The following is a 17,226-nucleotide window of genomic DNA, read 5'->3' as shown; positions in this document are numbered from 1 at the left end:
GGTCTAATCTCGGAGGGAAAATGGGGCGATCGAGGGGTCTCGAACCCCCGACCTCCGGTACCACAAACCGGCGCTCTAACCAACTGAGCTACGATCGCCACAAGCCCCCGGAACCGCCCGGGAAGGGGGCCTGATACGCCCGCACGATTGGGCGTCAACCCGTCCCGTGCAGCGGCGTGGGCCTGTTGCACAACACTCTGCAAATGGGAAGCGAAAAAGCGCGAAGGCGGCACAACGCGCAACATTATGTCGCGACTTGCCTGAAGGCTCGGCTCGGCTAGTCTGCGCTGCATGACGGGGTCGGGCGAATCTTCGGCAGAACGGCTGCTTGCGGAGGACGGCATGCAACGCGTGCCGAGCCCGAAGGTCGAGCTGTTCCAGCTCCGCGATTTCGTGCCGCCGGAACTGTGCGCCGAGCTGATCGCGCTGATCGAAACGGACCGCCGCCCCTCCACCCTCGCCGATGCGGGCGACGACCATTATTTCCGCACCAGCGAAACCTGCGACCTGTCGGCAGACGAGCCCGCGGTTCAGGCGCTGGAAAACAAGCTCCATGCGCTGACCCGGATCGACCCCGCACATGGCGAGCCGCTGCAGGGCCAGCGCTACGATGTCGGCCAGGAGTTCAAGCCGCATTGCGACTATTTCAATCCCGGCGGCCAGGACTGGGAGAAATACTGTTCGGTCGCCGGCCAGCGGACCTGGACGTTCATGATCTATCTAAACGATGTGGAAGCCGGCGGCGCAACGCGGTTCAAAGCCATCGGCAAGACATTCCAGCCCGAAGCAGGCAAGCTGCTTGGCTGGAACAACCGTCGCCCCGACGGCCGCGAGAACCCGAACACAATCCACCACGGCATGAAGGTCCGCAAGGGCGTGAAATACGTGATCACGAAGTGGTATCGCGAGAAGGAGTGGGGGTGGTAACGAAAAAGGGCGGCCCTGCAGGACCGCCCTCTTCGAGGCTGCGCGACTGGCGCGGTGCGCTCAGTTCTTCTTGAGGCTGAGGCCGCCGAAGCGCTTGTTGAAGGCTGCGACACGGCCGCCTTCCTGAAGCTGCTGCTTGCCGCCGGTCCACGCCGGGTGGCTCGTCGGGTCGATTTCGAGCGTCAGCGTGTCGCCTTCGCTGCCCCAGGTCGAGCGCGTCTGGAATTCGGTGCCATCGGTCATCTTGACCGTGATCATGTGATAGTCGGGGTGGCCATCGGTCTTCATGATAGTCGTCCTTTAAGCTTCGGAGCGGTTCCGACCGGTCCAGCTGTGTTTGGGAAAGGCGCGCGCATAGCGGCGAGCGCCGAGATTGGCAACCTTATTCAGGTGCGTCGGCGATCATCGCCGTGAAGCTGACTTCGCACGTCACCTTGCCCTCTACCGAAGCTTCGCCAGCGAATTTGCAAACGCGGGCGCGTTTCTGGACGAATTCGGCCTTGAGGTCGAGCAGCACGCCCGGTGTCACGGGCGCGCGAAACTTCGCGTTCTCGATCGCCATGAAATAGACGAGCTTGCCCGATCCCGCGAGGCCGAGGCTTTCGACCGCGAGAACGCCAGCTGCCTGCGCCAGCGCTTCGATCTGGAGGACGCCGGGCATGATCGGCGATCCGGGGAAGTGGCCCTGGAAGAAATCCTCGTTGAAGCTGACCGCCTTGATCGCGTGGATGCGCTCGTCGACGACCAGCTCTTTCACCCGGTCGACCAGGAGCAGGGGATAGCGATGCGGCAGGCGCTTGAGAACCTGCACTACGTCGAAACCGGTCGTTTCCTCGCTCATCGCCCTGCTCCCGTCGTCAGGATCAGCGGCCGGCCGGCTGCTGCTGCGCGGGCTGCTGGCCCTGCTGCTGGGCGGCTTGCTGGGCAGCCTGCTGCTGCGCGACGCCGACAAGGATCTGCGAAACCGTCTGCTGGGTCTGCAGCGATTCCTGGCGCGGACGCCAGTTCGCCGGCGGCGTAATCTGCACGCTCGGCACGCGCTGGTTCATGACTGTGACAAGATCGTTCGTGACGTTGAGCGTTTCGGGCGCCCACTGGACCGCATCCGGCGAGAGGAGGAGCTGGATGTTCTTCTGCTGCACCACCTGCTGCTGGACGTTGCTATAGTCGTTGATCAGCTGCTCGATGGCATAGGTCTGCGCCAGCACGATCGGCTGCGAAACCTGCTGGATCTGCTGTTCCTTCTGCTGGACCTGTTGCACGACCGAGGGGTTGGCCTGCGCTTCGGCCTGAGTCAACTGACCGTCGTTATTGGTATCGAGGCTCTGCTGCAGCGTCGCGGCTTCCTGGCGAAGCGTACGGATCTGGGTGAGCTGCGCAGTGTATTGCTGCTCGATCTGCTGGTAAGCGGCAATGCGCGCCTGCGAGCGCACTATCACTGCTTCCGGGCTACTGGTGGCGATCGCGCCGGTCACCTGCGCGGTGGCGGGAGTGCTGGCGATAGCCGCGCCTGCGAGAGCCGCGGCAGCGAGAATCTTGGTCTTGCTGGTCATTAGAATTGTGTTCCTACGTTGAATGAGAAGGTCTTGGTGTCGTCTCCGACTTCCTTCTTGATGATCTGGGCGAAATCGATCCTGAACGGACCGAAGGGCGAGTTCCAGTTGACACCGATACCCGCCGAAATACGCGGCGCAGCAGTGTCGCCAACGAAAACTTCGCGATAAAACGAGCTGGCCGGGATGAACGGCAGCAGCGGATTGCCGTCGGCATCGACCGTGTCGGTCGTGGTCAGCCCGTCTTCATCGATGAAGAGCAGCTGCCCATCCTGCGTAGCCTGACGACCATTAGGCTGGTTCACCAATGTGGGCGTCGTAATCGAGAACAACGAACCGACATCGACCCATACGGACGGGCGCAGACCGAGTTCGCGTGCACCGCTACCAAGCGGAATCTCGAGCTCGGCTCGGCCGAGATAATAGGCTTTGCCGCCGATGGCATCGTCGAACCGCTGGTCGGACGACAGAGCATCCTCGATCGGCGTCGGGATTCGCGGACCATCGGGATTGTCGGGATCGGTCACGAAATTGAGCCGCACGATGCGCGGGCCGATGCCGCGAATATCGAAACCGCGCATTTGCGGTTCACCGAGGAAGAAGCGGTCGGTCAGGCGAATGCTGTCACGTCCGGGTTCCTCGCTGTCCTCGAGGCCGCGGATCCAACCGCCTTCACCTGCCAGCGAGAAAACAAACCCGCTGCCGATCGACCAGTACTTCGCCATACGGGCGCGCGAGCGAATGTACTTTTCCGATCCCCCGAGACCCGCAAATTCGTTGGTCCAGCTGATCGTTTCGCCGCTGCTCGGCCGCAGCCTGCTGTTGAGCGTGTTGTAGTTCAGGGTTAGCCCGAGGATCGAGCTCGAACGCTCGCCGATGGCTTCACACAGGAAGCGCGTTGCGCGGCACTCGCCGTTCTCGAAGAATTCGTCGCCCAGCGACACGTCGTCGTAATTGAACGTGTAGCTGCCGATGGCAGAGAGATATTCGGTCAGAGGGACGCCCGCACGCAGCGAGAAGCCCGTCGTGGACTGCTCGTATGTCGTATTGCGTTCGCTGTTGCGGAAGTTGAAGCTGTTGAAATCGCGGCGATAGATGTCGACGCCTGCAGAGATATTGCGGTCGAAAACATAAGGTTCGCTGAAGCTGATCTGCGCCGATTTGGAATAGCGGGAGTAGTTGACGCTCAGGCCGACAGTCTGCCCGCGACCGCGGAAATTGCGCTGGCGGATAGAGCCTGCGAGGATGAAGCTTTCGAGCGAGCTGAAGCCCGCCGATAGCTGCAGTTCGCCGGTTGCCTGCTCTTCCACATTCGCTTCGAGCACGATGCGGTCGGGCGCGCTGCCTTCGACCTGATTGATCTCGAAGTTTTCCTGGAAATAGCCCAGCGAATTGATGCGCGCGGTGGAGCGGGACACGGCGAGCGAATTGAACGCGTCTCCTTCGGCGATACGGAATTCGCGGCGGATCACCTTGTCCTGCGTCAGCGTGTTGCCGTTCACGTCGATCCGCTCCACGTAAACGCGGGGCGCCTCGCGCAGGACGAAATTGACGTCCATCGTCAGATCGTCGGCGTCGCGACGGATCTCCGGGTTCACATCGGCAAAGGCATAGCCGAAGGTGCCGGCAAGTTCGGTCAGCTGTTCGACCGTGTCTTCGACCTGCTTGGCGTTGTACCAGTCGCCGGTCTTCATGGGCAGTCGGCCGGCCAGCGCATCGCTGTCGAAATCGCGGATCTGGCTGTCGACGGTCACTTCGCCGAACTTGTGGCGCTCGCCTTCCTCGACGACATAGGTGATGATGAAATCGCGCTTATCGGGCGTCAGCTCGGCCACGGCGGACACGACGCGGAAGTCGGCATAGCCTTCGGTCAGGTAGAAAAGCCGGAGGTTCTGCTGGTCGAACGCCAGGCGATCGGGATCGTAGCTGGTGTTGGAGCTGAAGAAGCTCGTCAGACGCGCCTGCTTGGTCAGCATTTCGCCGCGCAATTCGCCGTCGGAGAAAGCTTCATTGCCGATAATGTTGATCTGGCGGACCTTGGATTTCGGCCCTTCGTTGATCTCGAACACCACATCGACGCGGTTCTGGCTCAGCTGCACCATCTTCGGCTCGACCGTGGCGGCGAAGCGGCCCTGGCGCTTGTAGAGCTCGATGATGCGGGCAACGTCGGCGCGGACCTTAGACCGGGTGAAGATCTGGCGCGGCGAGAGCTTGATCTCCGGCAGGATCTTGTCGTTCTTGATCCGCTTGTTGCCCTCCAGGATGATGCGGTTGATGACCGGGTTCTCGGTCACCTCGATCACCACATTGCCGCCGTTGTTGACGACGCTGGCATTGGCAAACAGCTCGGTGGCGTAAAGATCCTTCAGCACCTGGTCGCCGACCGCCTGAGTCCAGACGTCGCCTGGGCGCAGGCGGATGTAGGAGAGGATCGTCTGCGGCTCGAGGCGCTGGGCCCCGCTCACCGCGATGGTCTGCACCGTCTCCTGCTGGACTGCGGGAGTCGGCGCGGCGGCTTCCGCCTCTTCGGTGTCCTGCGCGAGCGCGATCTGCGGAATACCGGCGAGCATGGTTCCGGCGAGGAGGCCCATGGCCAGCCGTGCGGGCGAGGCTTTGCGGCGCGCGGCGGCAGGTGCGAAATCAGTCATCGACAAGGAAAATCCCGTCCTCGTTAAAATGCTACGGAGCCGGTGGATGCTGTGCCCATCGGCAAAAGCCGCTGTCTATGCAGCGGCCCGAAAGTCCCCTGCCCTAAGCGGTTCCGCCAATCAAGCTTTGCAACCGTGAACGCCCGCCTCCGCGCTGTGCTTTCCCCGGCTAATTCCCGAAGATCGGGAGACCGGCCAGGTCGTTGATCGTGACGAATACCATCAGCGCGAGCACGAGGGCCACGCCGGCGCGATACGCCACTTCCGTTCCACGAGGGCCGATGGGTTTCCGGCGGACTGCTTCTGCCGCGTAGAAAGCCAGGTGCCCGCCGTCGAGCGCGGGAATTGGCAGGAGGTTGATGAATGCCAAGTTAAGCGAAATCAGGGCGACGAAATTGGTGAAGGCCAGCGCCCCCATGCTGAGCTGTTCGCCGGAAAATTTGGCGATCTTGACCGGCCCGCCGAGCTCCTGGACCGAGCGTTCTCCGGTAAAGATCTGTGCGACACCGGTAATCATCATGTCGACCACGCCGATGGAATGATCGACGGCGAGACCGAGGCTGCCGACGATGCCCTGCGGCTCGTAGGTCATTTCCGCCTCTGCCGCCTGGATTCCGACGAGGCCGATCTTGGACTTATTGCCGAAACCGTCTTCCACCTCGCGGCTTTCGGTGGTGACGGCGAATGTCTCGCGCGCACCATCGCGCAGGACGGTGATGTCGAGCGTGCGGCCCGGATACATCATGATCGCGTTCTGGACGTCGCGGAAGCTCTCCATCGTCTCGCCCTCGACCAAGACAATGCGGTCTCCCGCGCGCAGGCCGGCCTCTCGCGCGGGAGAGGTTTCGGCGAATTCTGCGATCGTCAGCTGGCTGTCCGCATCGGCAGGCACGGGCTTGCCGTAAAAGGCGAAGAAGCTCGCGAAGATCGCCAGCGTCACGAGGATATTAGTCGCTGGCCCCGCGAACACGATCAGCGCACGCTTCCACAGCGCAGCATGGTGGAAACTGCCGACGCGCTCCTCTGCGCTTACCTGTTCGGCGGCGGCGGTATCCGGAATGCTCGCCGGGTTCATGTCGCCCTTGAACTGGACATAGCCGCCCAATGGCAGGGCACTCAGCTTCCAGCGCGTCCCACGTTTGTCGGTGAAGCCCCAGATTTCCTTGCCGAAACCGATCGAAAAGGCTTCCGCCTGCACGCCGAACCAGCGGCCGACGAGATAGTGGCCGAGCTCGTGAACGGTGATCAGCGGCCCCAGCAACAGCGGGAAACCGAGGACGTAATAAACCCACAGGGGCAGCATGTTTTCCAAGTTAGGCGAGCTCCAGCATTTCGGTGGCGCGCTTGCGGGAAGCGTCGTCGACCATCAGCACCTCGTCCAGAGAACGCGGAGCATCGGGCAGGTTTCCTTCCGTCAGCACACGCTCGACCAATAGCGAAATGCGGCTGAATGGGATCTTACGGTCGAGGAATGCGGCGACGGCCACTTCATTAGCGGCGTTGAGCACGGCCGGGGCCGCCCCGCCCGCCTCCGCCGCTTCGCGCGCGAGCCGGGTCGCGGGGAAGCGCTGTTCGTCGGGCTGGAAGAAACCGAGTTCGCCGATGGCGGGCAGGTCGAGCGGCTCGCACGGCGTGTCCATCCGCTGCGGCCAGGCGAGGCAGCTGGCGATCGGCACGCGCATGTCCGACGGGCCGAGTTGCGCCAGCGTGGAGCCGTCGCGATATTCGACCATCGAGTGGATGACGCTCTGTGGGTGGACCACGATGCGAATGCGGTCGAGGCCGACCGGGAACAGATGATGCGCCTCGATCAGTTCCAGCCCCTTGTTGAACATGGTCGCGCTGTCGACGCTGATCTTGGCGCCCATGTCCCAGTTGGGATGCGCCACCGCCTGCTCGGGCGTGACGGCGGAGAGGTCTTCCACGGTGCGCAACGGGCCGCCGCTGGCGGTGAGCGTGATCCAGCGCACATCCTCGATCCGTCCGCCTTCGAGGCACTGGAAGATCGCATTGTGCTCGCTGTCGACTGGGAGCAGCATGGCACCGTGTTTCGCGACGGCGGCGGTCATCACCTCGCCTGCGGAGACCAGCGCTTCCTTGTTGGCGAGCGCGATGGTCCCGCCCTGCTCGATCGCTGCCATGACCGGACCGAGACCCGCACAGCCGACAATCGCGGCGACGGTGATGTCGACGGGGCGCGCGGCAGCCTCGCACAGCGCCCGCTTGCCGCCGGCCGCCTCGATCCCCGAGCCATCGAGCGCAGCGCGCAGGTCGTTCAGACAGCTCTCGTCCGCCACCACGGCGATTTCGGCGCGAAATTCCTTCGCCAAGGCGGCGAGTTCGGCAACGTTGCAATTGGCCGTCAACGCAACCACCCGCCAGTCCTTCGCATCGCGGCGGATCAGGTCGAGCGTCGAAGTGCCTACCGAGCCGGTGGCACCGAGAATGGAGATTGAGCGGCTCATGAAAGCCCCGGTACCAAAAAGCCGACCGCGATGGCGACAGGGAGGATGCCGTCAGTTCGGTCGAACACGCCGCCATGGCCCGGAATAAGGTTCGAGGAATCCTTCATGTGTGCCTTGCGCTTAAGCCAGCTTTCGAGAAAATCGCCTGCCTGCGCCGAACACGCGAGGACCGCTCCGATAGCGAGCGCGGCAATCGGCGACCACGGGTATGCGTTGACCTCCATGTGCCACTCTCCCGATGCCGGCAGGACAAGTTGCAGCAGCAGCCAGCCGAACAGCGCGGCACCGACCATGCCGCCCGCCAGACCGGCCCATGTCTTCGACGGGCTGATACGCGGAGCGATTTTTGGACCGCCGATAGCCCGGCCGCTGAAATAGGCGAATGTATCGGTGAAGATGACCGATCCGATCACCAGATAAAGATAGAACCTCGGCATGGTCGCCAGGAACAGGGCGGCAAATCCCACATAGGCCGCGCCGAGCAGCAATCCGGCCACGCGCCCGGCGCTACGCTCTGTGGCCCGAAAGACGAGCCGCACCAATTCGGCATAGGTGGCAAGGGCGACGAGTCCGATGAACAGCTTGAGCCATACGTCGCCCGCCCACAATGCACCGCCCGCCACGGCGAGCATCACCAGAGCGGAAGCTGCCCGTTTCGGCAGGTCGGACGTGCGGATCGACAAAGGCACCTTCATGTACCGCTGGGCGTACGCCTTCGCGCGGTCGCGTTTGCCCGCGCCTGCCTGCGTCTCACCGTCCACCAAAACGCCTCTCCCGGTCGCCGAAATCCGCCAGCGCCTGCTTGAACAGGTCGGGCGTAAAATCCGGCCATAGCACGTCGGTAAAGATCATTTCGGCATAGGCCGCCTGCCACAAGAGGAAATTCGACAGGCGCACTTCGCCGCTGGTGCGGATCAGCAGGTCGAGTGGAGGCAGCGGTGCGGTGTAAAGATGCTCGGCCAAGCTCTCTTCGGTAATCTCGCCCCCGGCAGCAGCCTTGCGCGCAGCGGAGACTATTTCCGCCTGGGCGCCGTAGTTCAGCGCCACCGCCAGCGTGCGCGAGCCCTTGCCGGTCTGCTCGAGCGCATCCTCCAGCATGGCAACGATGTCCGGCGCGAGCGCCTGCCAGTCGCCGAGGATGTGCAGCTTCACGTCATTGGCGATGAATTCCGGGAGGTCGGATTTGATGAACTTGCGCATCAGGTCCATCAGATCGTCGACCTCGTCCTCCGGCCGCTTCCAGTTTTCGGAGCTGAAGGCGTAGAGCGTCAGGCATTCGACCTGCGTGTCCTTCAGGCTGCGCACGAGTTCGCGCACGGCCTCCACGCCCTTGCGATGACCCATCACGCGCGGCAGGTGCCGGCGCTTCGCCCAGCGACCATTGCCATCCATGATGATGGCGACATGGCGGGCCTGCTGGCCTTCCGCGCTCATTCCTGCTCCCCGATCCTCACCCGCTTACTGGGTCAGGATTTCCTGCGTTTTCTTCTCTACCGCCTCATCGGTTTCGGCGACATATTTGTCGGTCAGCTTCTGGACCTCGTCTTCGGACCGCTTGCGGTCGTCTTCGGAGATTTCCTTCTTCTTCTCGTCTTCCTTCAGCGCTTCCATGCCATCCCGGCGCACGTTGCGGATGGCGATCTTGCCCTTCTCGCCATATTCGCCCGCCAGCTTGGCGAGGTCCTTGCGGCGTTCCTCGGTCAGATCCGGCATCGGCAGGCGGATGGTCTGGCCGTCCTGCATCGGGTTTAGGCCGAGATTGGCCTTGGCGATGCCCTTCTCCACTGCGCTCACATTGGCCTTGTCCCATACCTGCACGCTCAGCATGCGCGGTTCGGGTGCGCTGACCGTCGCGACCTGGCTCAACGGCATCATCGAGCCATAGACCTCGACCACGACCGGATCGAGCAGGCTGGTGTTCGCGCGGCCGGTGCGCAGGCCCGAAAGATCGCCCTTCAGGCTTTCGACGGCACCCTTCATGCGGCGCTCGATATCGGCTTTGTCGTATTTTGCCATGATGGCTTCCTCTTAGCTTTTTTCGTTGGTGACGACCGTCTGCACGCCCTCGCCCTTGAGAACGCGGGCCAGATTGCCCTTCTCGCGGATCGAAAACACGACGATCGGAATATTGTTGTCGCGGCACAAGGCCACGGCGCTGGCGTCCATTACCTTGAGATCGTCTGCCAGCACGCGGCTGTAAGTGACGGTGTCGAAACGTTTCGCCTCGGCGTTCTTCTTCGGGTCGCTGTCATAGACCCCATCGACGCTAGTGCCTTTGAGCAGCGCGTCGCAATTCATCTCCGCCGCGCGCAAGGCCGCGCCGCTGTCTGTGGTGAAATAGGGCGCGCCCACACCGGCGGCGAAGATCACCACACGACCTTTTTCGAGGTGACGTTCGGCCCGGCGGCGGATCACCGGCTCGCATACCTGGTCCATCTGCACCGCGCTTTGCACGCGGGTCTGCACGCCCAGCTGCTCCAGCGCGTTCTGCATCGCCAGCGCATTCATGACGGTCGCCAGCATACCCATGTAATCGGCCTGCGCGCGGTCCATTCCCTGCGCCGCTCCCGCCATGCCGCGAAAGATATTGCCGCCACCGATGACGAGGCAGATTTCGAGCCCGGTTTCCTTCGCTGCCTTCACTTCCTCGGCCAGTTCCATGACGAAAGCCGGATCGATGCCGAACGGCCCCTCGCCCATGAGCACCTCGCCCGAGAGCTTGAGCAGGACGCGCTTCATCGTAGAAAAGGGCATGGAGGCGAAGAATCCGTGTTGCGTGAGGGGCCTGCGGCTCCTTAGCCATGATGCATGGCGCGCGCAAAGGGAAAGCCCGGCATCGGGAAAAGGTGGCTCGCCGGGCATGGCGCGAGCAGCCTGCCGATCCGCTTGTTCACGCAGCCCGAAATATGGCTGATCGAACTGGTCGCGCGCAACGGCGGGTGAATGCCCGATTTCCTACACGATCATCGCCCGTTAGCCTCGCAACGGTTCTTTCAAATCGTGATTCGGCCATCTTGACGGACTTGCAGCGTTCACTCGCGTAAGTTTTGCGAAGTTAGGCTTTCGACTCGCTTCGTCGCGCACGAAAAAGGCCGCCGAAGCGAACTCCGGCGGCCCAATTTCGTAGGATGCGAGGCTTGGCTCAGCCGCCGACGGCAGCGGCCACTTCTGCAGCGAAGTCGCTCTCTTCCTTCTCAATGCCTTCGCCCAGCTGGAAGCGGACATAGTCCACCAGCTCGACCTTGGCGCCGACGTCCTTGCCGGCCTGCTCGACGACCTGCGCGATCGGGGTCTTGTTGTCGATCACGTAGACCTGGCTAAGCAGGGCGTTTTCCTTGGCGTATTTGTTGACCGCACCTTCGACCATCTTTTCCTGGACGTTCTCGGGCTTGCCGCTTTCGGCGGCCTTTTCCTTGGCGATCGCGCGCTCGCGCTCGATCACTTCGGCGTCGAGGCCCTCGGCGGTCAGCGCCTGCGGGAAAGCAGCCGCGATGTGCATGCCGAGCTTCTTGCCCAGCTCTTCCAGCTTGGCCTTGTCGCCTTCGCTTTCGAGCGCAACCAGCACGCCGATCTTGCCGAGGTCGGGCGCAACGGCGTTGTGCATGTAGGGTACGATCACGCCATTCGTGACCGAGACGGTCTTGATGCGGCGGATCTGCTGGTTCTCGCCGATGGTAGCGACGTTATCGGTCAGCTTGTCGGACACGGTGCCGCCATCGGGATAGGCAGCAGCCTTGAGCGTGTCGACATCGTCGCCATCGGTGCCGAGCGCAACCTGCGTGGTCTTGCGCACGAAATCCTGGAACTGGTCGTTCTTGGCAACGAAGTCCGTTTCCGAGTTCACTTCGACGGCAACGCCCTTGGTGCCTTCGACGGCGATACCGACGAGACCTTCGGCCGCGGTACGGCTCGACTTCTTTTGGGCGGTGGCGAGACCCTTGGCGCGCAGCGCGTCGACCGCGGCTTCGATATCGCCATTGCTGGCTTCGAGCGCCTTCTTAGCGTCCATCATGCCCGCGCCGGTTTTCTCGCGCAGGGCCTTTACGTCAGCAGCAGTGAATGCAGCCATGATGATTTCCTTCTTGGTATCTTGAATGCGGGGCACCGGGCCTGCTGGTATCAGCGGCCCGGCGCATAATTCGCTTGTGTGACGGGGGGATTGCGCTCCCGCCTCACGAATTGGGCATTAAGCCGCGGCTTCTTCCGGCGGATTTTCCATCGCGCCGACGTCTGCACCGCTGTCCTGCACGCCTTCGCCCTTGCCGGTGCGAGCCGCCTCGGCAACCGCATCGCAGTAGAGCTTGATCGCGCGGCTGGCGTCGTCATTGCCCGGGATCGGGAAGGCGATGCCTTCGGGATCGACATTGGTGTCGAGCACGGCGACGACCGGGATGCCAAGAACGTTGGCTTCCTTGATGGCCAGGTCTTCCATGTTCGCATCGATCACGAACATCACGTCGGGAATACCACCCATGTCGCGGATGCCGCCGAGGCTCATTTCGAGCTTGTCGCGCTTGCGCGTGAGGTCGAGGACTTCCTTCTTGGTCAGGCCCTGCGTGTCGCCCGAAAGACGCTCGTCGAGCGTCTTGAGGTACTTGATACGCTCGCTGATCGTCTTCCAGTTGGTGAGCATGCCGCCCAGCCAGCGGTGGTTGACGAAGTGCTGGCCCGAGGCGAGCGCGGCTTCGCGGATCGCGTCCTGCGCCTGGCGCTTGGTGCCGACGAACAGCACCTTGCCGCCCGAACGAGCGGTCTGGCTGATGAAGTCGAGTGCGCGCGCGAACAGCGGCACGGACTGCGACAGGTCGATGATGTGAATGCCGTTGCGCGCGCCGAAGATATACGGCTTCATGCGCGGGTTCCAACGGTGGGTCTGGTGGCCGAAATGCGCGCCGGCCTCGATCAATTGCTGCATCGTGACGGTAGGAGCCGCCATAGTATAATTCCTTTCCGGTTATGCCTCTGGAAAGCTGGAACCCGAATGCGGTCTTGTCCCGCGGCGGGCACCGGTATGTGCGCCTTCCATGTGGATTTGCCCGCCTGATGACTCGCCCGAAATGGCCGAATCTACTGCGGACCGCGCGCCCTTAGCCGGTGGAGGCAGATAAATCCACCCTCCATTCACCGCAAAAAAATGCAGCTTCGGCTCGAAAAGCGCTTGACTAAGGAGAACAAAAAGAGAACATTGTTCTCATCGCCGGAACGTCCAACGGGCAATCAGGATTTTCCACTAGTTATCCCCGGCCTGTCAACCATGATTTGAACAGCAAGGGGCAGGAGAATTAAAGATGTTCGCATGGTTCCTTGTCGCACTCGTCGCTCTCACGGCTGTCGCCGCATTGGGCGTGCTCGCCGATTGCGGACTGCGCTGGTGGTCTGCTTTCGGCCAGTTGCGGCGCGAAACGAAGCGAACGTCAGTCATCGCCGAGCTCCCCGCATTTCGCGCGGGCATCGCTCAAGGCGGTGCGGCTTTCGGTCGCTCGCCCTCGCGGCCGGACGTGGTTGTTCGCCCGGCTACGCGCGCCGCTTGATGCGCGAATACCGCAACAGCGTGAAGGGTAGCAGAGCGAGGTAACCTATCCCGATAGCGCTCAGGGTCCACCACGGCTCGACGAGTAGCGCAGCGAACAGCAGGCCGACGAAGGCCAGTACCCACAACCGGATGCCGCGACGCGGACGCAGCGAGGTCCAGCTCGGCGTTGCCATGCTCGAAATCATCAGTAGAGCGGTTGCCAACAGCCAAGGCGCGACGAAGGCCGGTTCGCGAAAGAAGTCGACCCCGGTCGCCGACCACACGAAGAACGGCATGAAGGCGAGCCCTGCCCCCATGGGCGCGGGAACACCAGTCAGGAAACCGAGCGATTTATGCGGTTGGTCTTCGGTATCGATCTGAGCGTTGAAGCGTGCGAGCCGGAGCGCGCAGCAAATTGCCAGCGCGAGTGCGGCGAACCAACCCCAGCGCGGCTCGCCTTGTAGCGACCAGAGGTAAAGGATGATCGCGGGGGCCGTGCCGAAACTAAGCGAGTCGGCGAGGCTGTCCAGCTCCGCTCCAAAACGCGATTGCGCTTTCAGCAGGCGGGCGATCCGCCCGTCCATCCCGTCGAGAATGCCTGCGATGATGATGGCCACGGCGGCAGCCGCCCATTGCTCGGAAATCGCAAAACGTATGCCCGTCAGGCCCGAGCAGAGCGCCGCTGCGGTGATCGCGTTGGGTGCCATTGCCCGGAGCGAAAGGCCCCGGCCCGACGAACCGAGCACGGGCTTTTCGTCCTCGGCTGCCTTCGGCCCCAACCGGGCGCGTTCCTCATGCTGGTCGGTCCCGTTGCGAGGTTCGAAATTCATTGCGACACACCTTCCAGAAGTTTGCGCGCGCCAACACGCCCAATAACCGTTTCGCCCGCAACGACGCGTTGACCGAGCAGCACGTCCGATCCGGTCCCCGCAGGCAGATAGACATCGACCCGGCTGCCGAAACGAATGAGTCCGACCCTCTGCCCGGCTCCAAGCGTATCGCCGGGTTTTACGAACGGCACGATCCGCCGCGCCACAAGCCCGGCGATCTGGGTGAAGCCGACCTTAGTGCCGTCGCTCCGCTCGACAAGGATATGCTGTCGTTCGTTTTCTTCGCTTGCCTTGTCGAGACCGGCATCGGCGAAACTCCCGGGGATATAGACGACGCGTTGCACGGTACCAGCGATCGGCGTGCGGTTGATATGGACGTCGAACACCGACAGGAAGATCGACACGCGCGTCACCGTATCCGATGACAGTCCGCCGATACCGCTGCCATCGTCGATGACCAGTTCGCGCGGCGGCTCGACTTCGGCGATCATGGTCACCTGACCGTCGGCTGGTGAGAGAATTGCGGAATCGTCTTGGGGGACGACGCGTTCGGGATCCCGGAAGAAGGCGAATATACCTGCGCTAAGGGCAAGTAGCGGCCAACCGACGATCTCCCAGTCGAGACCGATTAGGAAGAACAGGCTTACCGCCAAAGCGATCAGGCCGTATTTGCGACCCTCGGGATGGATCGGCGGCAGCGACCAACGGACATCGCCGCGGCCCTGATTGTCGAGGAGGTCACCTGCCATCGGATAAGCCTACGCGCCGCATAGCGGCGTCACAAGGCGTCATGCGGCCTTACGCACGAACACGGTTCCCGCAGAGTACCCCGCTCCGAAGCTGCAGATCAGGCCGGTGTCGCCGCCCGCGAGATCGTCGCTGTGGAGGTGGAACGCGATGATCGACCCGGCGCTCGAGGTGTTGCCGTAGGTATCGAGCACGGTCGGGCTCTCGTCGGCGTCGGCTTCGTGGCCGAGCACGCGATGAGCTATCAGCCGGTTCATCCCAGCGTTTGCCTGGTGCAGCCAAAGGCGCCGCAGGCCCTGCGGATCGATGCCGAGCCGGTCCGCCTCGCTCACGATCATTTCGGCTACCATCGGTACCACTTCCTTGAACACCTTGCGGCCCTCTTGGACGAAAAGCTTGTCCGCCTTGCCCACGCCATCGGGCGAAGCCCGGTTGAGGAAGCCGAAATTGTTGCGGATGTTGTTGGAGAAGACCGTCTTTAGCTTGGTGCCGAGAATATCCCAATGCTCAGCAGGAGCGATTGCCTCCTCCTCGACCAGCACGGCTGTCGCCACATCTCCGAAGATGAAGTGGCTGTCGCGGTCGCGCCAATTCAGATGGCCGCTGGTAATTTCCGGACTGACGACGAGCACGCTCTTCGCATTGCCGGCCCGGATGTAATCTGCCGCGGTCTGTATTCCGAAGGTGGCCGAGGAGCACGCAACATTCATGTCGAACCCGAAGCCGTCGATCCCCAGCGCCTGCTGGATTTCGATCGCCATGGCCGGATAGGGCCGCTCCATGTTCGATGCTGCGCACAACACGGCATCGACATCTTTCGCGTCCCTGCCCGCGCGTTCGAGCGCCTGGCGGCACGCGGCCACTCCGATCTCGGCCATCTGCGAGAGTTCATCATTGCCGCGCTCTTCCAGGCGAGGCTCCATGATCGCAGGATCGAGGATCGGCTCTTTCGACAAGACGTGGCGCGCCTTGATCCCGCTCGCCTTCTCGATGAATTCGACCGAACTCGGGTGCAGCGCTTCGACCTCGCCCGCAGCAATCGCATCGGCGTTCTGCGCGTTGAACCGCTCGACGAAGGCGTTGAAGCTAGCAACCAGCTCGTCGTTGCTGATGCTCTGTTCGGGCGTGAACAGGCCGGTGGCGGAAATGACGGGGCGACCGGTCATCGATGTCTCTTGTGTCATGGCGCGTGGGATTAAGCCGAGCGGTGGCCTTGGGCAAGCCACCCGACTTGTTTTGGGCTGAAGCTACTCGTCTTCGGCCTCGAGCACCGCCGCCATCGGCGTGGTGCGCGGAAGGCTCTGGAAGGCCTGCTGCTCGGCGGAAGGCACCGGTGCGCTGCGTGCCATGCGCCAGAAGCCGTAAAGGGCACCGATCAAGGCGAGCACTCCGATCACGACGAACAGGCCGGATGGCCCCATGATGCTCATTCCGGTTGAGCCGACGATCGGCCCGGTCATGGCACCCGCCGAATATGTCAGAACCAAGCCTCCGCTCGCCCCCACCCGCTCGTCTTCGCCCAGATGGTCGTTCGAATGGGCGACGCACAGCGGATAAAGCGCGAAAGCAAATCCCCCGAAAAGCGCGCCGGTCGCAATGATCCCGAAGGCGGGCAACGGGGCGAACGCCAAGACTGCGCAGATCGCCGCCACTGCTGCCAGACAAGCAATGATCACGCGTCGCCGATCGAAGCGGTCGGAGAGCTGGCCAAGCGGATATTGCAGGGCCACGCCGCCCGCGATGACCATCGAGGTAAACAACGCGACTTGCGATAAGCCCAGACCCGTCCTTTGCACATAGACGGCGCCCAGCGCGTAGAAGGCCCCGAGTATGGCCCCCGTGACCAATGTGCCGACCATCCCCAGCGGAGAAGCTGAAAAAAGGCGCTTGATGGAGAAGGATTCCACCCGTTCGATCCGCGGCTGCTCCATCTTGGTGAGCAGGACGGGGAGCAATGCGATCGAAAGTAGGATCGCAGACAGCATGAAAGGCAAGTCGGGCGAAATCTCTGCGGTGTTCAGCAGGAACTGTCCGACCGCTTGCCCCAGGTAAAGAGCGATCATGTAAGCTGCGAGGATACTGCTGCGATTGTGCGGCTGCGCCTGCTGATTGAGCCAGCTTTCGAGACAGACGAAAACGCCCGCCATCGCAAACCCGTCGATGAGACGCAGACCTATCCAGAGTACTGGCAGATCGAGTATTGCATAGGCGAGGCTGCTCGCGGAGAAAACCGTTACAAATGCAGCGAATGCTCGAATGTGACCGATACGGGAAATCAGGGCCGCGACCCTGAGCGAACCCACCGTCAACCCGGCGAAATAAGCTGTCGCGTTAAGACCGATGAGCAGAGAACTCGCCCCGCCCTGTTCCAGACGGATGGCGATCAAGGTCGACAGGAATCCGCTTCCCGCCATGAGGATGAAGATCGCCGCGAGGATCGTGCGGACGGAGATGGCGGACGCTATCATTCGCGCGCCCTTAGCACCGCGATTTTGCCACGCAATCTTTGTCGGCGGAGCCAATGGACAAGCGCCAATTGCCTTC

19 protein-coding genes and 1 tRNA gene are annotated in these 17,226 nt (G+C 62.6%); 3 read left to right on the top strand and 17 right to left on the bottom strand.

The genetic code is table 11. The features are described from left to right. Window positions 1–21: 21 nt before the first annotated feature. Window positions 22–98: transfer RNA gene (locus Q9K02_RS07000), tRNA-His, on the bottom strand. A 193-nt stretch (window positions 99–291) separates the two neighbouring features. On the opposite strand from Q9K02_RS07000, the gene Q9K02_RS06995 reads away from it, so the two are divergent. Next, window positions 292–927 (top strand): prolyl hydroxylase family protein, encoded by a 636-nt coding sequence (locus Q9K02_RS06995; RefSeq protein ID WP_305932241.1) that lies wholly within the window; start codon window positions 292–294, stop codon window positions 925–927. A gap of 60 nt (window positions 928–987) precedes the next feature. Here the strand turns inward: Q9K02_RS06995 and rpmE are convergent, their stop codons facing one another. The 10 genes from rpmE to pyrH form a co-directional block, all read right to left on the bottom strand. Continuing rightward, window positions 988–1,215, bottom strand: a complete 228-nt coding sequence (rpmE, locus tag Q9K02_RS06990) for a 50S ribosomal protein L31 (protein ID WP_278327114.1) — start codon at window positions 1,213–1,215, stop codon at window positions 988–990. Window positions 1,216–1,309: 94 nt separating this feature from the next. After that, complete coding sequence (gene fabZ, locus Q9K02_RS06985; RefSeq protein WP_278327115.1) at window positions 1,310–1,768, bottom strand: 3-hydroxyacyl-ACP dehydratase FabZ; 459 nt, start codon at window positions 1,766–1,768, stop codon at window positions 1,310–1,312. 22 nt (window positions 1,769–1,790) lie between these two features. Then, on the bottom strand, window positions 1,791–2,480 hold the full coding sequence (locus tag Q9K02_RS06980) for an OmpH family outer membrane protein (protein WP_305932240.1): 690 nt from the start codon (window positions 2,478–2,480) through the stop codon (window positions 1,791–1,793). Next, window positions 2,480–5,128, bottom strand: a complete 2,649-nt coding sequence (gene bamA / locus Q9K02_RS06975; protein WP_305932239.1) for an outer membrane protein assembly factor BamA — start codon at window positions 5,126–5,128, stop codon at window positions 2,480–2,482. The genes Q9K02_RS06980 and bamA overlap by 1 nt, the downstream gene beginning before the upstream one ends. Before the next feature lie 169 nt (window positions 5,129–5,297). Further along, window positions 5,298–6,431, bottom strand: a complete 1,134-nt coding sequence (gene rseP / locus Q9K02_RS06970) for an RIP metalloprotease RseP (protein WP_305933469.1) — start codon at window positions 6,429–6,431, stop codon at window positions 5,298–5,300. A 10-nt stretch (window positions 6,432–6,441) separates the two neighbouring features. Next, window positions 6,442–7,593, bottom strand: coding sequence for a 1-deoxy-D-xylulose-5-phosphate reductoisomerase (dxr, locus tag Q9K02_RS06965; RefSeq protein WP_305932238.1), 1,152 nt, complete (start codon window positions 7,591–7,593; stop codon window positions 6,442–6,444). Beyond that, on the bottom strand, window positions 7,590–8,354 hold the full coding sequence (locus tag Q9K02_RS06960) for a phosphatidate cytidylyltransferase (protein ID WP_305932237.1): 765 nt from the start codon (window positions 8,352–8,354) through the stop codon (window positions 7,590–7,592). Before Q9K02_RS06960 ends, dxr begins: the two co-directional genes overlap by 4 nt. Next, window positions 8,344–9,027 (bottom strand): polyprenyl diphosphate synthase, encoded by a 684-nt coding sequence (gene uppS / locus Q9K02_RS06955; protein WP_305932236.1) that lies wholly within the window; start codon window positions 9,025–9,027, stop codon window positions 8,344–8,346. The genes Q9K02_RS06960 and uppS overlap by 11 nt, the downstream gene beginning before the upstream one ends. Window positions 9,028–9,051: 24 nt before the next feature. Then, window positions 9,052–9,609 (bottom strand): ribosome recycling factor, encoded by a 558-nt coding sequence (gene frr / locus Q9K02_RS06950; RefSeq protein WP_278327121.1) that lies wholly within the window; start codon window positions 9,607–9,609, stop codon window positions 9,052–9,054. Between the two features lie 12 nt (window positions 9,610–9,621). Beyond that, the gene (pyrH, locus tag Q9K02_RS06945) at window positions 9,622–10,347 is read right to left on the bottom strand and encodes a UMP kinase (protein ID WP_305932235.1); all 726 of its coding nucleotides are present in this window, start codon (window positions 10,345–10,347) and stop codon (window positions 9,622–9,624) included. Window positions 10,348–10,401: 54 nt separating this feature from the next. On the opposite strand from pyrH, the gene Q9K02_RS06940 reads away from it, so the two are divergent. After that, window positions 10,402–10,536: a hypothetical protein gene (locus Q9K02_RS06940; protein WP_305932234.1), complete on the top strand. Its 135-nt coding sequence runs from the start codon at window positions 10,402–10,404 to the stop codon at window positions 10,534–10,536. 199 nt (window positions 10,537–10,735) lie between these two features. On the opposite strand, the gene tsf is transcribed toward Q9K02_RS06940, so the two are convergent. Together tsf and rpsB are read right to left on the bottom strand one after the other, a co-directional pair. Then, the gene (gene tsf / locus Q9K02_RS06935; RefSeq protein ID WP_305932233.1) at window positions 10,736–11,662 is read right to left on the bottom strand and encodes a translation elongation factor Ts; all 927 of its coding nucleotides are present in this window, start codon (window positions 11,660–11,662) and stop codon (window positions 10,736–10,738) included. A gap of 117 nt (window positions 11,663–11,779) precedes the next feature. Continuing rightward, entirely contained in the window at window positions 11,780–12,529 is a 750-nt protein-coding gene (gene rpsB, locus Q9K02_RS06930) for a 30S ribosomal protein S2 (RefSeq protein WP_278327124.1), read from the bottom strand. Window positions 12,530–12,881: 352 nt separating this feature from the next. Between rpsB and Q9K02_RS06925 the strand changes: the two genes are divergently transcribed. Further along, on the top strand, window positions 12,882–13,124 hold the full coding sequence (locus Q9K02_RS06925) for a hypothetical protein (RefSeq protein WP_305932232.1): 243 nt from the start codon (window positions 12,882–12,884) through the stop codon (window positions 13,122–13,124). Here the strand turns inward: Q9K02_RS06925 and Q9K02_RS06920 are convergent. The 4 genes from Q9K02_RS06920 to Q9K02_RS06905 form a co-directional block, all read right to left on the bottom strand. Beyond that, complete coding sequence (locus Q9K02_RS06920) at window positions 13,108–13,935, bottom strand: CDP-alcohol phosphatidyltransferase family protein (protein ID WP_305932231.1); 828 nt, start codon at window positions 13,933–13,935, stop codon at window positions 13,108–13,110. The two genes, Q9K02_RS06925 and Q9K02_RS06920, sit on opposite strands and share 17 nt — an antisense overlap. Further along, complete coding sequence (locus Q9K02_RS06915; RefSeq protein ID WP_305932230.1) at window positions 13,932–14,684, bottom strand: phosphatidylserine decarboxylase; 753 nt, start codon at window positions 14,682–14,684, stop codon at window positions 13,932–13,934. The genes Q9K02_RS06920 and Q9K02_RS06915 overlap by 4 nt, the downstream gene beginning before the upstream one ends. Before the next feature lie 39 nt (window positions 14,685–14,723). Further along, entirely contained in the window at window positions 14,724–15,866 is a 1,143-nt protein-coding gene (locus Q9K02_RS06910; protein WP_305932229.1) for a beta-ketoacyl-ACP synthase III, read from the bottom strand. A 63-nt stretch (window positions 15,867–15,929) separates the two neighbouring features. Continuing rightward, the gene (locus Q9K02_RS06905) at window positions 15,930–17,150 is read right to left on the bottom strand and encodes an MFS transporter (RefSeq protein WP_305932228.1); all 1,221 of its coding nucleotides are present in this window, start codon (window positions 17,148–17,150) and stop codon (window positions 15,930–15,932) included. Window positions 17,151–17,226: the final 76 nt, after the last annotated feature.

The sequence above is a fragment of the Qipengyuania profundimaris genome, assembly GCF_030717945.1.
Taxonomy (GTDB): domain Bacteria; phylum Pseudomonadota; class Alphaproteobacteria; order Sphingomonadales; family Sphingomonadaceae; genus Qipengyuania; species Qipengyuania profundimaris.
This window is presented reverse-complemented; position numbering and strand designations above follow the sequence as displayed.

What these genes read in the sequence shown, in the direction of transcription:
- Q9K02_RS06995 (WP_305932241.1), top strand. Translation starts at nt 292, where the DNA reads ATGACGGGGTCGGGCGAATCTTCGGCAGAACGGCTGCTTGCGGAGGAC.
- rpmE (WP_278327114.1), bottom strand. Translation starts at nt 1,215, where the DNA reads ATGAAGACCGATGGCCACCCCGACTATCACATGATCACGGTCAAGATG.
- fabZ (WP_278327115.1), bottom strand. Translation starts at nt 1,768, where the DNA reads ATGAGCGAGGAAACGACCGGTTTCGACGTAGTGCAGGTTCTCAAGCGC.
- Q9K02_RS06980 (WP_305932240.1), bottom strand. Translation starts at nt 2,480, where the DNA reads ATGACCAGCAAGACCAAGATTCTCGCTGCCGCGGCTCTCGCAGGCGCG.
- bamA (WP_305932239.1), bottom strand. Translation starts at nt 5,128, where the DNA reads ATGACTGATTTCGCACCTGCCGCCGCGCGCCGCAAAGCCTCGCCCGCA.
- rseP (WP_305933469.1), bottom strand. Translation starts at nt 6,431, where the DNA reads ATGCTGCCCCTGTGGGTTTATTACGTCCTCGGTTTCCCGCTGTTGCTG.
- dxr (WP_305932238.1), bottom strand. Translation starts at nt 7,593, where the DNA reads ATGAGCCGCTCAATCTCCATTCTCGGTGCCACCGGCTCGGTAGGCACT.
- uppS (WP_305932236.1), bottom strand. Translation starts at nt 9,027, where the DNA reads ATGAGCGCGGAAGGCCAGCAGGCCCGCCATGTCGCCATCATCATGGAT.
- frr (WP_278327121.1), bottom strand. Translation starts at nt 9,609, where the DNA reads ATGGCAAAATACGACAAAGCCGATATCGAGCGCCGCATGAAGGGTGCC.
- pyrH (WP_305932235.1), bottom strand. Translation starts at nt 10,347, where the DNA reads ATGCCCTTTTCTACGATGAAGCGCGTCCTGCTCAAGCTCTCGGGCGAG.
- Q9K02_RS06940 (WP_305932234.1), top strand. Translation starts at nt 10,402, where the DNA reads ATGGCGCGCGCAAAGGGAAAGCCCGGCATCGGGAAAAGGTGGCTCGCC.
- tsf (WP_305932233.1), bottom strand. Translation starts at nt 11,662, where the DNA reads ATGGCTGCATTCACTGCTGCTGACGTAAAGGCCCTGCGCGAGAAAACC.
- rpsB (WP_278327124.1), bottom strand. Translation starts at nt 12,529, where the DNA reads ATGGCGGCTCCTACCGTCACGATGCAGCAATTGATCGAGGCCGGCGCG.
- Q9K02_RS06925 (WP_305932232.1), top strand. Translation starts at nt 12,882, where the DNA reads ATGTTCGCATGGTTCCTTGTCGCACTCGTCGCTCTCACGGCTGTCGCC.
- Q9K02_RS06920 (WP_305932231.1), bottom strand. Translation starts at nt 13,935, where the DNA reads ATGAATTTCGAACCTCGCAACGGGACCGACCAGCATGAGGAACGCGCC.
- Q9K02_RS06915 (WP_305932230.1), bottom strand. Translation starts at nt 14,684, where the DNA reads ATGGCAGGTGACCTCCTCGACAATCAGGGCCGCGGCGATGTCCGTTGG.
- Q9K02_RS06910 (WP_305932229.1), bottom strand. Translation starts at nt 15,866, where the DNA reads ATGACACAAGAGACATCGATGACCGGTCGCCCCGTCATTTCCGCCACC.
- Q9K02_RS06905 (WP_305932228.1), bottom strand. Translation starts at nt 17,150, where the DNA reads ATGATAGCGTCCGCCATCTCCGTCCGCACGATCCTCGCGGCGATCTTC.